At 64.6% G+C, this 14,776-nt stretch carries 13 protein-coding genes; 3 read left to right on the top strand and 10 right to left on the bottom strand.

Annotated elements, in window-relative coordinates:
* Positions 1-169 precede the first annotated feature (169 nt).
* The 8 genes from nrdF to QFZ60_RS08540 all read right to left on the bottom strand — a co-directional run bounded on the left by nrdF (position 170) and on the right by QFZ60_RS08540 (position 8,648).
* On the bottom strand, positions 170-1,144 hold the full coding sequence (nrdF, locus tag QFZ60_RS08575; RefSeq protein WP_013601219.1) for a class 1b ribonucleoside-diphosphate reductase subunit beta: 975 nt from the start codon (positions 1,142-1,144) through the stop codon (positions 170-172).
* Positions 1,145-1,242: 98 nt separating this feature from the next.
* Entirely contained in the window at positions 1,243-3,363 is a 2,121-nt protein-coding gene (nrdE, locus tag QFZ60_RS08570; RefSeq protein WP_307093270.1) for a class 1b ribonucleoside-diphosphate reductase subunit alpha, read from the bottom strand.
* Between the two features lie 20 nt (positions 3,364-3,383).
* Positions 3,384-3,854: a class Ib ribonucleoside-diphosphate reductase assembly flavoprotein NrdI gene (gene nrdI / locus QFZ60_RS08565; protein WP_307093268.1), complete on the bottom strand. Its 471-nt coding sequence runs from the start codon at positions 3,852-3,854 to the stop codon at positions 3,384-3,386.
* A gap of 127 nt (positions 3,855-3,981) precedes the next feature.
* Entirely contained in the window at positions 3,982-4,227 is a 246-nt protein-coding gene (nrdH, locus tag QFZ60_RS08560) for a glutaredoxin-like protein NrdH (RefSeq protein ID WP_013601222.1), read from the bottom strand.
* 368 nt (positions 4,228-4,595) lie between these two features.
* Complete coding sequence (locus QFZ60_RS08555) at positions 4,596-5,117, bottom strand: TspO/MBR family protein (RefSeq protein WP_307089729.1); 522 nt, start codon at positions 5,115-5,117, stop codon at positions 4,596-4,598.
* Between the two features lie 32 nt (positions 5,118-5,149).
* Positions 5,150-6,526, bottom strand: coding sequence for a class I SAM-dependent methyltransferase (locus QFZ60_RS08550; RefSeq protein ID WP_307089727.1), 1,377 nt, complete (start codon positions 6,524-6,526; stop codon positions 5,150-5,152).
* A complete protein-coding gene (locus tag QFZ60_RS08545; RefSeq protein WP_307093266.1) occupies positions 6,523-7,254 on the bottom strand; it encodes a DUF1365 domain-containing protein in 732 nt (243 codons plus the stop codon). The genes QFZ60_RS08550 and QFZ60_RS08545 overlap by 4 nt, the downstream gene beginning before the upstream one ends.
* Positions 7,251-8,648 (bottom strand): NAD(P)/FAD-dependent oxidoreductase, encoded by a 1,398-nt coding sequence (locus tag QFZ60_RS08540; RefSeq protein WP_307089725.1) that lies wholly within the window; start codon positions 8,646-8,648, stop codon positions 7,251-7,253. Before QFZ60_RS08540 ends, QFZ60_RS08545 begins: the two co-directional genes overlap by 4 nt.
* A 96-nt stretch (positions 8,649-8,744) precedes the next feature.
* Between QFZ60_RS08540 and QFZ60_RS08535 the strand changes: the two genes are divergently transcribed.
* Genes QFZ60_RS08535 through QFZ60_RS08525 form a run of 3 tightly spaced genes read left to right on the top strand, consistent with a single transcriptional unit; the run spans position 8,745 to position 11,022 of the window.
* A complete protein-coding gene (locus QFZ60_RS08535) occupies positions 8,745-9,662 on the top strand; it encodes a LysR family transcriptional regulator (protein ID WP_307089723.1) in 918 nt (305 codons plus the stop codon).
* A gap of 45 nt (positions 9,663-9,707) precedes the next feature.
* The gene (locus tag QFZ60_RS08530; protein WP_307089721.1) at positions 9,708-10,214 is read left to right on the top strand and encodes a DUF2004 domain-containing protein; all 507 of its coding nucleotides are present in this window, start codon (positions 9,708-9,710) and stop codon (positions 10,212-10,214) included.
* A 52-nt stretch (positions 10,215-10,266) separates the two neighbouring features.
* A complete protein-coding gene (locus tag QFZ60_RS08525) occupies positions 10,267-11,022 on the top strand; it encodes a hypothetical protein (protein WP_307089719.1) in 756 nt (251 codons plus the stop codon).
* Between the two features lie 168 nt (positions 11,023-11,190).
* Here the strand turns inward: QFZ60_RS08525 and metE are convergent, their stop codons facing one another.
* Positions 11,191-13,533 (bottom strand): 5-methyltetrahydropteroyltriglutamate--homocysteine S-methyltransferase, encoded by a 2,343-nt coding sequence (metE, locus tag QFZ60_RS08520; protein WP_307089717.1) that lies wholly within the window; start codon positions 13,531-13,533, stop codon positions 11,191-11,193.
* 140 nt (positions 13,534-13,673) lie between these two features.
* Positions 13,674-14,639, bottom strand: coding sequence for a methylenetetrahydrofolate reductase (locus tag QFZ60_RS08515; protein ID WP_307089716.1), 966 nt, complete (start codon positions 14,637-14,639; stop codon positions 13,674-13,676).
* Positions 14,640-14,776: the final 137 nt, after the last annotated feature.

Below are 14,776 nucleotides of genomic sequence, written 5' to 3'. Positions count from 1 at the left end.
GGGCCAATCGTCAACGAAGCCAGTTTTTCGCCAATGGTTCAGGACGAAATCGCCAACTAGCTTCCGATCTCACACCATCTACAGCAACAGTTGGAAGACTTCCAACTAGCCTGGCAGCTTCTTCCATTTAGGCGCGGTTCTTCCACTTAGGTCTGCGTCTCACACGGACCTAGAAGTCCCAGTCCTCGTCTTCGGTGTTGACGGCCTTGCCGATCACGTACGAGGAGCCGGACCCGCTAAAGAAGTCGTGGTTCTCGTCGGCGTTCGGGGACAGCGCCGAGAGGATGGCAGGGTTCACGTCGGTGACGGATGCCGGGAACATCGCCTCGTAGCCCAGGTTCATCAGGGCCTTGTTGGCGTTGTAGTGCAGGAACTTCTTGACGTCCTCAGCCAGGCCGACGCCGTCGTAGAGGTCGTGCGTGTACTGGACCTCGTTCTCGTACAGCTCGAAGAGCAGCTCGAACGTGTAGTCCTTGATTTCCTGCCGCCGCTCCGGGGACACAGCCTCCAGGCCGCGCTGGAACTTGTAGCCGATGTAGTAGCCGTGCACGGCCTCATCGCGAATGATCAAGCGGATCAGGTCAGCCGTGTTCGTCAGCTTGGCGCGGGAGGACCAGTACATGGGCAGGTAGAAGCCCGAGTAGAACAGGAAGCTCTCCAGCAGCGTGGAAGCCACCTTGCGCTTCAGGGGGTCGTCGCCCTGGTAGTAGTCCATGACGATCTGGGCCTTCTTCTGAAGGTTCTCGTTCTCGGTGGACCAGCGGAACGCCTCGTCGATCTCCTTGGTGGAGGCCAGCGTGGAGAAGATCGAGGAGTAGCTCTTGGCGTGCACGGATTCCATGAACGCGATGTTCGTGTACACGGCTTCCTCGTGCGGGGTCAGCGCATCCGGGATCAGGGAGACAGCGCCCACCGTGCCCTGGATGGTGTCCAGCAGGGTCAGGCCGGTGAACACACGCATGGTGAGCTGCTGCTCAGCGGGCGTCAGCGTGTTCCATGACTGGACGTCGTTGGACAGCGGCACCTTCTCCGGCAGCCAGAAGTTGTTGACCAGGCGGTTCCAGACATCCACGTCCTTGTCGTCCTGGATGCGGTTCCAGTTGATGGCCTCGACGTGGCTCAGCAGCTTGACCTTCTCGGTCATGTCATCCCCTATGCGTTGGGTGGTTTTTCTCTAAGTTAAAGCGTACGACGGCGGGCGGGCACACGCCGTCGTACTTCACTAGTTAGTTGAAGAATCAACTAAAGCATGCAGCTGACGCAGCCCTCCACCTCAGTCCCTTCCAGCGCGAGCTGGCGGAGACGGATGTAGTAGATGGTCTTGATGCCCTTCTTCCAGGCGTAGATCTGGGCCTTGTTGATGTCGCGCGTGGTGGCGGTGTCCTTGAAGAACAGCGTCAGGGACAGGCCCTGGTCCACGTGCTGGGTGGCGGCAGCGTAGGTGTCGATGACCTTCTCGTAACCGATCTCATACGCGTCCTGGTAGTACTCCAGGTTGTCGTTGGTCAGGTACGGCGCCGGATAGTACACGCGGCCCAGCTTGCCTTCCTTGCGGATCTCGATCTTGGACGCCACCGGGTGGATCGAGGAGGTGGAGTTGTTGATGTAGGAGATCGAGCCGGTGGGCGGCACGGCCTGCAGGTTCTGGTTGTAGATGCCGTGCTCCATGACGGAGGCCTTCAGCGCCAGCCAGTCAGCCTGCGTGGGGATGTGGACGTTCTTGAACAGCTCGCGGACCTTCTCGGTCTGCGGCACCCATTCCTGCTCCGTGTACTTGTCGAAGAACTCACCCGACGCGTACTTGGACTTCTCGAAGCCGCCGAACGTCTGGCCGGTCTCGATGGCCAGCAGGTTCGAGGCACGGACGGCGTGGTACACCACCGAGTAGAAGTAGATGTTGGTGAAGTCCAGGCCCTCTTCGGACCCGTAGTGGACCCGCTCACGCGCCAGGTAGCCGTGCAGGTTCATCTGGCCCAGGCCGATGGCGTGGCTCTGGTCGTTGCCCTTGGCGATGGACGGCACCGAGGTGATGTTGGACATGTCCGAGACAGCCGAGAGCGAGCGGATGGCCGTCTCGATGGTCAGGCCGAAGTCCGGCGAGTCCATGGTCTTGGCGATGTTCAGCGAACCAAGGTTGCAGGAGATGTCCTTGCCGGTGTCGGCGTAGGAGAGGTCATCGTTGTACGTGGTGGGCTGGGAGACCTGGAGGATCTCCGAGCACAGGTTGGACATGATGATCTTGCCGTCGATCGGGTTGGCCCGGTTCACGGTGTCCTCGAACATGATGTACGGGTAACCGGACTCGAACTGGATCTCGGCGAGGGTCTGGAAGAACTCGCGGGCCTTGATCTTGGTCTTCTTGATCCGGGAATCGTCCACCATCTCGTAGTACTTCTCGGTAACCGAGACGTCGGAGAAGGGCATGCCGTAGACGCGTTCAACGTCGTAGGGCGAGAACAGGTACATGTCCTCGTCCTTCTTGGCCAGCTCGAACGTGATGTCCGGGATAACGACGCCCAGGGAGAGGGTCTTGATCCGGATCTTCTCGTCCGCGTTCTCGCGCTTGGTGTCCAGGAACCGGTAGATGTCCGGGTGGTGCGCGTGCAGGTACACCGCGCCGGCACCCTGGCGGGCACCGAGCTGGTTGGCGTAGGAGAAGCTGTCTTCGAGGAGCTTCATCACGGGGATGACGCCGGAGGACTGGTTCTCGATCTGCTTGATGGGCGCGCCCACCTCACGGATGTTGGTCAGGGCGAATGCCACGCCGCCGCCGCGCTTGGACAGCTGCAGGGCGGAGTTGATGGAGCGTCCGATCGACTCCATGTTGTCCTCGATCCGGAGCAGGAAGCAGGAGACCAGCTCGCCGCGCTGCTTCTTGCCCGCGTTCAGGAACGTGGGGGTGGCCGGCTGGAAGCGGCCCTCGATGATCTCATCCACCATCTGCAGGGCAAGCTGCTCGTTGCCGCGCGCCAAGTGCAGGGCCACCATGCAGACACGGTCCTCGTAGCGCTCCAGGAAGCGCTTGCCGTCGAACGTCTTCAGCGTGTACGAGGTGTAGAACTTGAAGGCGCCCAGGAAGGTCTCGAAGCGGAACTTCTTCTTGTAGGCGCGGTTGAACAGCTCACGGATGAAGTTCATCGTGTACTGGTCCAGGGTCTCGCGCTCGTAGTAGTCATTCTTGACCAGGTATTCGAGCTTCTCTTCCAGGTCATGGAAGAACACGGTGTTGTTGTTCACGTGCTGCAGGAAGTACTGGTGGGCGGCCTCGCGGTCGGCGCCGAACTGGATTTCGCCGTTGGGACCATAGAGGTTCAGCATGGCGTTCAGCTCGTGGTAACCCAGCCCCTTGTAGGCGGCGGGCATCTCAGGCTTCTGGGACCTGGTTACTTCTGTGTCTGCGACAGTCGTGTCCAAAACGTGTCCAATCCTTGGTTGACCCGGGTAACGTCTTCCGGCGTTCCCATAAGTTCGAATCGATAGAGGTGGGGTACCTGGCATTTCGCGGCGATGATGTCCGCGGCCATGCAGTAGTTGTCCCCGAAGTTTGTGTTGCCGGCACCAATCACGCCGCGGAGCAGTTTCCTGTTCTGCGGGTTGTTGAGGAACCGGATGACCTGCTTGGGAACCGAACCCTCTCCCCCGGTGCCACCGTACGTGGGCACCACCAGTACGAACGGCCGGGTGGCGAGGAGGGGTGCGTCCTTCGGATAGAGCGGGATCCGGGCCACCTCGCGGCCAAGCTTCGCGACGAAGCGACTGGTGTTCTCGGATGAGGAGGAAAAGTAGATGAGCTGGCTGCCGGTGGAAACCGGTGTAGCCTCATTCCGGGGTCCGGCCGGCGGGGACACCACCACGCGCTGAGCCGCGTGGATCGGAACAACCTGATGAATTGGTAAGGCCTCGTGGTCATGCTGTGCTGCTGGTGCTGCCACGTGAGTCACCTCGGCTGGTTGATGGTTGCCGGCAGGAAAAGCAGAACTCCTAGGCCACGGAGGAAACGGCGGACAATGCCAGTTCCTCGATCTTGTCGGGGCGGAAGCCTGACCAGTGGTCCTGGTCGGTGACAACAACGGGAGCCTGCATGTAGCCCAGTGCCTTCAGGCGCTCGAGTGCCTCGGCGTCCTGGGAGATGTCAACGCTCTGGTAGGTGATGCCCTTCTTGTCGAGCGCGCGGTAGGTGGCGTTGCACTGAACACAAGCAGGCTTCGTGTAAACCGTTACGGTCATTGTCCCTGTCCCCTTAGTTGAAATCTTTGCTGGTTCGGTGTCCCCGTCCAGCTGTATGTAGATACTACATGTAGTGCAGACGCCTCTTTGGAACCCCAAGATGATGTATTACAAGTATGTCATTTAATGCACCCTTAATCCACAGGCAGGAGCTGTAAAAATGCCCGTGACCGCGGGTTTTTTGCGGTCTGGGTCCACACCCTGTGGAGTACTTAGCCACATTTAAAGATCAGCGTGTCGCCGGGCAGCGGCGTGTCGCGCTCCGTTTCCCGGCAACAGGAAAGGGTCCCTGACCACTACATGTAGTGGTCAGGGACCCTCTGGTTCCGCACGCTGCCCGGAGGCTTTGCCGGCTGCCCGGAGCCGGCTTACCGTTTGGCCCGGTTGAGGCCCGCGATGGCCGTGGACAACGCAGTGGCGAAGCCGCACCACGCTGCATAGGGGGCCAGCGATACCCCTGCGGCACGGTTCAGCCGGTACGTCCGGCGCACCAGGTCGGCACTGCTGGCCGCCAGCACCGCAGCCTCGGCTGCTGCCAGCCAGGGCCTGCGTGAGCGCCAGAAGAACCAGCTCCATGATGCATTGAGGACAAGGTTTGCGGTCAGTGCACCTTGGTAGGCACGCACCTCCCGGCGGTGGTCCTTCCTGACGGGGCCCGGACTATCGTCAGCCCTATCCAGTTCAGCAGCCCGGTCCAGCGCCACCGCGGACGTCACCGCGAGGTCCGCATACAGCGCTGTCCACACCACCGGGAAGGCGATGGCGGGCGGCTGCCACTCCGGCTTCCGCAGTTTGAGGTACCAGCTGCTCTGCGGATCCGTGGCAACTCCGCCGGCCGCAGCTGTGGCCACCGTCGCCGCCGTCGTCCATGCCAGTGTCCTCAGTTTCATGCCCGAATCCTCCCTCTTGCTCCTCCGGAATGCTAGAGCTGCGCCTCCCGGCGGTCCAGCACAATCTGCTGCACATCCAGGTAGCCGGACTGGAATCCGGCACGCGAGTAGCAGAGGTAGAACAGCCACATCCGCTGGAAGACGGCGTCGAAGCCGAGCTCCCCTACTTCCCGTGACCGGGACAGGAACCGTTCCTCCCAGAGCCGCAGGGTGGCGGCATAGTGGTCGCCCATGCCCATGCGCTCCCGCACCCGCAGGGCGGTGTGCTGCTGGGTCACGCCCTCGATGGCGCGGACGGACGGCAGGAATCCGCCCGGGAAGATGTACTTGTGCACCCAGGTATAGGCATTGCGGGTGGCCAGCATGCGCCCGTGCGGCATGGTGATGGCCTGGATGGCCACCTTGCCGCCGGGTGCCAGGACGCGGTCGATGGTCTGGAAGTAGATGGGCCAGTACTCGTAGCCGACGGCCTCGATCATTTCCACCGACACCACGGCGTCGTACTCGCCTTCCACGGCGCGGTAGTCCTGCAGGGCCACCGTTACCCGGTCCGCGTATCCGGCATCCTCGATGCGTTCCTGCGCCAGCGCCTGCTGTTCGCTGGACAGCGTGACGCTGTAGACGGTGGCGCCTCGCGCAGCGGCACGGAGCGCAAGTTCGCCCCAGCCGGTGCCGATTTCCAGCAGCCGCGTCCCCTCACCCACCCCGGCCTTGTCCAGCAACCGGTCGATCTTGGCCTGCTGGGCCTCGGCCAGGAAGTCCCAGGTCACGGTGGAGAGCTGCCCCGCCTTGTCCGGGAACAGTGCCGAGGAGTAGCTCATGGTGGCATCCAGGAAGTTGAGAAACAGGTCGTTGGACAGGTCGTAGTGCCGGGAGATGTTGCTGCGGGTGTTTTGTTCGGCGTTGCGTTCCTGGCGGGGGGTTCGGGGCAGGTACAGCGAGCGAAGTTTCTGCAGCGGCATGGGGATCAGCGTGTCCACGGAGGCGGCGAAGACTTCCAGCAGGGCGGCCAGGTCCGAAGCTTCCCAGTCGCCGGCCATGAAGGATTCGCCCAGGCCGATCAGGCCGTTGTCGCCGATCCGCGCCTCGAAGGCGTCGGGCCGCAGCATGGTCATCCTAGGAGCGTCCAGTCCGCCGGTACCCAGGACGGAGCCGTCCGGGTATTCAACCCGCAACGGCAGCCGCTTGACCGCGCCCTTGAACAACAGCCCGGCAGCCTTTCCGGCCAGCTCGGCCTTCAGGCCCGACGGCGGCTGGTCAACACCGGGCCACAGGTCAGGGTCGATGGTGGCCGGCGCCGCCGGTACCCCGGTTGCGGTCCAGGCTTCGGGAACGCGGCCGGCGGGATCGCTGCCGGCCTTCTCTTCCAGACGGCCTGCGGTGGTGCCGTTATCGTCCGTCATGGTCATTGAACTGCCTCCTGTGAGGTGTGGTGTGGTCTGGCGACGACGGGCAGGCGTCTTGCCCAGAGTTTAATGCCCTGTACCCGGATCAGGGCGGATACCAGCAGCGGCGCGGCAGGCGCCGCGAAAGCCGCTGCCAGGATGTTGCGGCTGGTGGCAGGCCGGCGCCGGCCATCCATGGTGGCGACGAAGGGCCGGTGCCCCTCCCGCTCCAGGATGATGGAAACGGCCAGCCGGTCCCCCGGAGCCGGTAGCTTCATCCGGTACTCGCCGTCGACGTCGTTGAAGGGTGAAACGTAGAACGCCTTCGGCACCGAGGCGCGCCCGGACGGATCCGTCCGCAGCAGGTAGCAGTGCCGCTCCCCGTAGGTGTTGTGGACCTCGGCCACCACGCACTGCAGTTCCCCGGTGGACCGGTAGCACCAGAACAGGGTGAGCGGGTTGAAGACGTAGCCAAAGACCCTGGCACTGGTGAGCATGTGGATGGGACCGCCGTCGGGCTCCACGCCCTGCGTGCGAAGGTACCGCTCCACGTTGGCCCGGATGCCGGCGTCGGGATCGCCCAGGTGGTCCGCGGCGCGGAACACCGCCAGTGGACGGAGCAGGAACGGCAGCCGAGGAAGCTGGTCCAGGTCCACAAACCAGCTGTAGCTCCGGTAAGTGAACGCATTCTTTAAGGGGCTGCGACGCACATGGGAAATGGATGTGCGGTAGATCGAGGCGTCCATGGTCAGGCAGGTTCCGGGGCGAGCAGTTCCCGCTCCCCCTCGCCGAAGGACTCCGTGGAGTCCTCCGCGCGGACCACCGGCCAGCTGCGGCCAAGTTTCTCCGCGGCGCGCACACCGGAGAGGGCGCCGTCCTCGTGGAATCCCCAGCCAAGGTACGCCCCGGCGTAGGCGATCCGGCTGTTGCTCAGCGCGGTGATGGCCTGCTGGGCCTGGAGGGATTCGGGCGTGTACTGCGGGTGTTCGTAGACCATGCGCTCCAGCACTGCAGTGTCGCCAATCAGCTCCGACTCCCCCAGGCTCACCAGGTAAGGCTTGCCGTCCGCGGGGCTCAGCCGCTGCAGCCGGGTCAGGTCGTAGCTCACCAGGACCTTGTCCGGGCGGGCGTCGCAGGCCGGGAGCCGGTAGTTCCAGGACGCCTTGGCGTTGTCCGCCGCCGGGAGGACTGCAGGGTCCCGGTGGAACACCGTGTGGTTAACCGAGTACGGCATCCCGCCCAGCGCCTCCTTCTCCTCGGGTGTGGCGTCGGCCAGGAACCCCAGCGCCTGCGCAGGATGGGTGGCAATGACGACGGCGTCAAAGTCTTCCAGCCCGCTGTCCGTGGCGAGCTCCACACCGTCAGGCATGCGCCGGATGGCGGTGACGGGTGTGTTGAGCCGGACGTCGGCCAGCGTCGCGGCGAGCTTTTCGACGTACCGGGCTGAGCCGCCGGTGACGGTGCGCCACTGCGGCGAGCCCTTGACTCCCAGCATGCCGTGGTGGCCCAGGAACGTGAAGAGGTATCGCGCGGGATAAGCCAGGGCGGTGGTGGGGTCGCAGGACCAGACTGCGCTGACCACCGGGGTCATGAAGTGGGAGATGAAGTAGGGGCTGAACTTTTCCCGTTCCAGGAAAGCGCCCAGCGTCAGTTCCGGCGCCTCCACTTCGTGGCTGACAGCCGACGGCGGCGCGGTCCTGAGCAGTTCCCGTGCCTTCCGGTAAAAACGGGTGACCTCCAGCAGCATCAGCAGGTAGCGGCCTCGCAGCAGGCTGGAGGGCCTGGCGATGATGCCGCGGGCGCCGTCCCGGGCCCCCGCGTATTCCAGTCCGCAGCCGTCGCAGCGGATGGACATACTCATCTCGGAATCCTGGGTTTCGACGCCCAGCTCTGCGAACAACCGCAGCAGCGTGGGATAGGTCCGTTCGTTGTGCACGATGAACCCGGTGTCCACACCGATGGTGCTGCCATCGGGCTGTGGCATGTCGTGGGTGTGGGCATGGCCGCCCAGCCTCGAATCCGCCTCAAACAGGGTGACGTCGTCCTGCCGGTTCAAGACGTAGGCTGCCGTCAATCCGGCCACGCCACTGCCGATCACGGCAACGCGGCGCCGGCCGCCTGGACTTCCTGCTGGGTCAAGTGACAATTCATGCTCCTCTGCTGAACATTTGCCGCTGGGCTGGGTATACAGACGGTTGTTCGGTGCGGTACCGCCGGCGGATGGGTGCAGTACTGTGGGCTCGTGGTAAATCCGGTGCACCTGAAGACCCTCCTTGAAGTCACGCGGCTGGGCTCGTTCGCTGCGGCAGCCGCAACCCTCGGCTACACGGCCTCCGCCGTGTCCCAGCAGATGTCGGCTTTGGAGCGGGAAACGGGCGTAACCCTCTTCCAGCGTTCGGCGCGCGCCGTGATTCCCACGGAAGCCGCCGTCGTCATGACCCGGCACGCTGCTAAGGTGCTCACGGACATTGAGGCACTGATGGCCGCCGCCTCCAGGACGCAGGACTCGGGAAGCCAGGAACTGCGGCTGGGGATCTTTCCCAGCCTGGCCACGTACGTCCTGCCGCGGATCCTGAAGAACCCGGCGTGGAAGAAACTTGGAATCGACCTGCGGGTGTCCGTGGCTGAACCCGGCCAAACCATCCAGGGGCTGCGCACCGGAGGCGACCTGGACCTCGCAGTGGTGTTCCAGGTGGGCCAGACCGGCTTCGCGTGGCCCAATACCATCAACCGGCAATGGATTGGCGACGACGACTTCCGGGTGGTGCTGCCTGCCGGCTGGGGCTTCCGGGCCGACGCAAAGGTGGCCGCCGACCATCTCTCGGAGATGCCGTGGATCATGCATCATCCCGGCACCAGCGACGCCATGGTGATCGAGCGGCTGTTCGCGGGCTGCAACCTGCACCCCAGGGTGGTGGCGCACAGTGACGATTTCCATGCCAGCCTGGAGATGGCCGCCGCAGGCCTGGGCGCGGCCCTGGTTCCGGAGCTTGCCCTGCGGAACAAGCCGGCCGGCGTGGTGGTGCTGGACGTCCCGGAGATCCGGCTGGCGCGGAACGTGTTTGCACTGCTGATCAATGACCGGAAGACGGCGCGGGTGCAGCTTTTCGTTGACCTCCTGGCCGAAACCCTCGCCGGGATGCGCACCGCGGTCAATTAGGGCATAACGCTGGAATGGTCTGCCCTTGAGGTCTATGTTGAGAATATGAACAAGGTAGCGAGCCAGCACTTTGGGGAGATCGAGCTCAACCACGGCATTGATCATCTCTTTGCCGCCAAGCATGAGCTGCGAGGCCACCCGCTGGAACTCGACTTGAACATCACAGCCCACGACAACTTCGATGAAGCCGCGCTGCGCAAGGTGGAGTACCGGCTGCGTTTCCTTCCGGAACTGGTGGACGAGGTCCGCGAGATGATCGCGGAGGAACTTGAGCAGGAGGGCACCAGTCCCCAGGAGTACCTGCACTTCCACTGCAACGCGCTCAAGGACGAGCACCTGCACAAGGTGTTCGGCGTCCAGGACCGCAAACAGCTCACCAACGAGGTATTCCTTAAGGCCCTCAAACTCGGCCACGTGGCCATCTACCCCGGCCAGCCCGAACGCTACTTCGTCATGGATTTCACCCTGGGCGAGCACTTCACGGATGAGGTCCTGGTGGCCTCCGCCGACCAGGACGGCGTGGTGGACGACGAGATCGTCTGGGAGTCCTGAGCCCGCCGGCACCTTTGGATTAACGTCCCGGCACTAAGGATGGTGGGCGGTCATGGCTGTGGTTGATGACAGGCGTGCAACCTGGCGGCTGGCTTCCTCGCTGCTCCTTGCCGGCGTCGTGGTTTCGCTTGTGGCGGGCCTGCTGCATGCGGAGTCCCACGACGCGAACGACCATCTGGAGTCCTTCACCGCCTATGCCAACAGCGGCATCTGGACCACGGTGCACCTGGGCCAGTTCGTTGGCATGGCGTTGGTTGGCGCCGGGCTGGTTTCCTTGGCCACCGGGCTTGCTTCCTGGGGCACCGCACCCGGCGTCCAGCTCCGCCCACTGGGGTGGGCCGCACGGTTTGGTGCGGTTTCCGCCGCTGCCGCAGTTGCCCTCTACGCGGCCCTGCAGGCGGTGGATGGGGTGGCCCTGAAACAGGCGGTGGACGCCTGGGCTGCCGCTCCGGAGCCGGAAAAAGCGGCACGCTTTGCTACGGCTGAGGGCATCCGCTGGCTGGAATGGGGAATGCGCAGCTACCAAAGCATCCTGCTGGGCGCCGCCCTGGTGCTCGTGGGGGTTGCTGTGGCCGCGACACACCACGTGCCCCGCATGATCGGCTACCTCATGGCGCTGTCCGGGCTGGGCTACCTGGCGCAGGGCTGGATCATCGGGGAATCCGGATTTTCCGCCGGCAATGCCATACCCACGCTGGTCAGCATCCTGGCAATCGTCATTTCTGCCATTTGGCTGGCCGTCAGCACGTGGCGGATGAAGGAACAGACGACGAGACCGTCCGGGAGTCCTGAATCGATTGCTCCGTAAACGTCCTTTTGGGCGCCCAAAACGGCAGTTACGGAGCAATCGATGGTTAAAGCACGACGGCGGGTGGTCACCTTGCATGACCACCCGCCCGTTCGCCCGCTACTCAAAGCCCGGCGCGCTGGGCGCACCGGGCCTTGAGCCTCTGCGGGCTCTCTTAGCTCTGTTCGTCTACTTCGCTGCTGCTTCCAGCAGTTCCGCGCGGACCGTCTGCGTGGCCTTGACCAGGTTGCGCAGGGACTCCTCGGTCTCGGCGTAGCCGCGGGTCTTCAGGCCGCAGTCCGGGTTGACCCAGAGCTGGCGGGACGGGACGTGCTTGACGGCGGTTGCCAGCAGCTCGGTGACTTCCTGCTCGCCGGGAACACGCGGTGAGTGGATGTCGTAGACACCCGGGCCCACGCCTCGGCCGAAAGCGTGGGACTCGAGGTCGTGGACAACCTCCATCCGGGAGCGGGCAGCTTCAATGGAGGTGACGTCCGCGTCCAGGCCGTCGATCGCGTCGATGATCACGCCGAACTCCGAGTAGCAGAGGTGGGTGTGGATCTGTGTGGAATCGGCGGCACCTGCGGTGGCCAGGCGGAAGGAGTCAACGGACCACTTCAGGTAGTCCGCCTGGTCGGCCTTGCGCAGCGGGAGCAGTTCGCGCAGGGCTGGTTCGTCCACCTGGATGACCTTGATGCCGGCAGCTTCGAGGTCGGCGATCTCGTCGCGGAGGGCCAGGCCCACCTGGTTGGCGGTCTCGCCCAGCGGCTGGTCGTCGCGGACGAAGGACCAGGCCAGGATGGTGACGGGACCGGTGAGCATGCCCTTCATCGGCTTGTTCGTCAGCGACTGCGCGTACTTGGCCCATTCCACGGTGATCGGAGCGCTGCGGGTGACGTCGCCCCAGAGAATGGACGGCCTGGTGCAGCGTGAGCCGTAGGACTGGACCCAGCCGTGGACCGTCACGTCGAAGCCTTCGAGGTTCTCGGCAAAGTACTGCACCATGTCGTTGCGCTCCGGCTCGCCGTGCACCAGGACGTCGTAGCCAAGCTCTTCCTGCAGCTCCACCACGCGCTTGATCTCGTCCTTCATGAGCTGGGCGTACTGTTCGTCGGTGAGCTCACCCTTGTTGTTGCGGGCGCGGGCCGACCGGATTTCCGCGGTCTGCGGGAAGGAGCCGATGGTGGTGGTGGGCAGCGGCGGCAGGTGCAGCGCTTCCTCCTGGGCGGCTTCACGGACCGAATACTCGGAGCGTGAGAAGTCAGCTGCGGTCAGGGCTTCGGTGCGGGCACGGACGTCTGTGCGGCGGACGCCCTCGGCGGTGGCGCGGGAAGCGATCACGGCGGTTGCCTCGTCGATCGCAGCCTTGGCGGAAGCGGGATCGGACAGGTAGGAGGCCAGGGCCTTCACCTCCACGGCCTTCTGGTCCGAGAACGCCAGCCAGCTGCGGAGCTGTTCGGAAAGCTGGGTTTCCTCGGCAACGTCGTGCGGGACATGCTGGGTGGAGGTGGACGTGGAGACGGTGACCTTGCCGGCGGCGGCCTTGAGTTCGTCCAGTTTGGCGGCGGAGGCAGCGAGGTCGTTCCGCCAGATGTTGTGGCCGTCCACGACGCCGGCAACCAGGGTCTTGTTGCCAAGTCCCGCCAAAGCGGCGGCGGACGGAACGGCGCCCTTGAAGACGTCGATGTGCAGGGCGTCGATGTTGGTGGCGGCCAGGGTGCCCAGCTGCCCGTCCAGCGAGCCGTAGGGGCTGGAAACGAGGATCTGCGGGCGGTTGGCTGCAGCGGTCAGTACCTCGTAGGCGCGGGCCACGGCCGCCTCGACTTCGGCGGCCGGGGTGTCCTGGTCCACCACCAGCGCGGGCTCATCGAGCTGGACCCAGCCGGCGCCGGCAGCGGCGAGCTTTTCCAGCAGCTGCACGTAGACCGGCAGGATGTCCTCCAGGCGGGACAGCGGGGCAAAGCCGGCGGGGGCGTCGTCGGAAGCCTTGGACAGCAGCAGGTAGGTGACCGGGCCCACGATGTAGGGGCGGGTCTCGATGCCGTTGGCCAGGGCGAAGGCGAACTCGTCAACCTTGGCAGTGGAGGCCAGGGTGAACCCGGTCTCCGGGCCGATTTCCGGTACCAGGTAGTGGTAGTTGGTGTCGAACCACTTGGTCATTTCCAGCGGCTGCTGTTCCTTGTTGCCGCGGGCAAGCGTGAAGTAGCCGTCAATATCCAGCTGGCCTTCACCGTTGAGGAGCTTGCCGAAGCGGGCGGGCACGGCACCAAGGTGGGCGGTGGTGTCCAAAACCTGGTCGTAGTAGGAGAAGGTGCCCGGCACAGCGGCCGCTTCGGTCAGGCCCAGTTCCTGCAGGCGCCTGGCGGTGGCCAGCTGGATGTCCTTGGCGGCGGCGTCCAGGGCGACGGCGTCGATCTTCCCGGCCCAGTAGGCCTCGACGGCCTTCTTGAGCTCACGCCGGCGGCCGATGCGGGGGTAGCCGAGGAGCGAGGCTGCCGGGAAGGGGGTGCGGGCGGTGTTCTGTTCAGTCATGGGGTACTCCTAAAGGTCGAGTAACTGTGGAGGTGGGTATCGAGGGCGTGCCTGAATCAACGCAGCACGGACGGACGCGGCGTGTGCGAACGCTGCGCGAATGAATGGAAACTGCTGGGCGGCGCGGGCGGCCCAGCGGGTCAGCTGGCCAGCTGGCCGCGGGCGCTGGATTCGCGGCGGATGCCCGGACGGCTGCGCCGCGGAAGGGCCAGCTTGTCCAGCACCTCCAGCGCACTCTGGTGCTCGTTGAAGGTGTAGATGTGGATGCCGGGAGCACCCGCATCAAGGGCCGCATTGGCCAGGTCAACCGTGGCGTCGACTCCAATGCGGAGGCGTTCGGCGTCGGTATCGGCCGCAGCAAGCCGGGCCATCAGCTGCGGGGCCGGCTCCACCCCGGTCAGTTCGCCCAGCCGGTTGAGCCGGCGGAGGCTGGTGAGCGGCATGACGCCGGGGATGATCGGGATGGTCACGCCGGCACGGCGGGCCCGGGTGAGGAGGTCGGCATACTGTCTGGTTTCGAAGAACACCTGGGTGATGGCGAAATCGGCGCCGGAGCGCTGCTTCGCAAGCAGCACCTCGACGTCGTGCTCTTCGCTGGGTGACTCCGGATGCCGCGTTGGGTACGCTGCCACGCCCACTGCGATCTTTCCGGCGCAGAGCAGGGCCGAACGGCGCTGCTCCACCCGGCGGATGAGTTCGATCAGGTCCTGGGCGTACCGGAGGGACCCGCTGGCAGGGGCGCTGGCGTCCTTGGGAAGGTCGCCGCGCAGGGCAAGGATGCCCCGCACCCCGGTGTCCAGCAGTTCGCCGACGATGCCGGCGAGTTCCTGCGGGGTGTTGCCCACGCAGGTGAGGTGGGCCAGCGGCCGCAGCGTGGTTTCGAGCAGGAGCCGGTTGATGAGTTCGACGGCGGTGTCCCGGTTGGATCCGCTGGCGCCGTACGTGACGGAGACGTAGTCCGGTTCAGTTGCTTCCAGCTCGCGGATGGTGGTCCAGAGCGTCTCCGCTGCCGCAGGCGAACGCGGCGGGAACAGCTCATAGGAAAGCGCGACCGGAGCGGTGTCGGAAAGGTTGGGGTGTGCGTCAATCAGGCTTGGTGGTGACATTTGCGTCCTTGGCTTTGGGCCATTGGGGTCTCCGCCCGAGGGAACAGGTCAGGAAGCCGGCAATGAATTTGAGTTTGGGGAACACGGAGGGACTCCAGGAGGACGCAGCCGCGACTGTTACGCCTTGAATGAAGTAG

The sequence above is a fragment of the Arthrobacter sp. B2I5 genome (assembly GCF_030816735.1).
Taxonomy (GTDB): Bacteria; Actinomycetota; Actinomycetes; order Actinomycetales; family Micrococcaceae; genus Arthrobacter.
The sequence above is the reverse complement of the archived record's forward strand: the minus strand, read 5'-3'. Positions and strand labels throughout refer to the sequence as shown.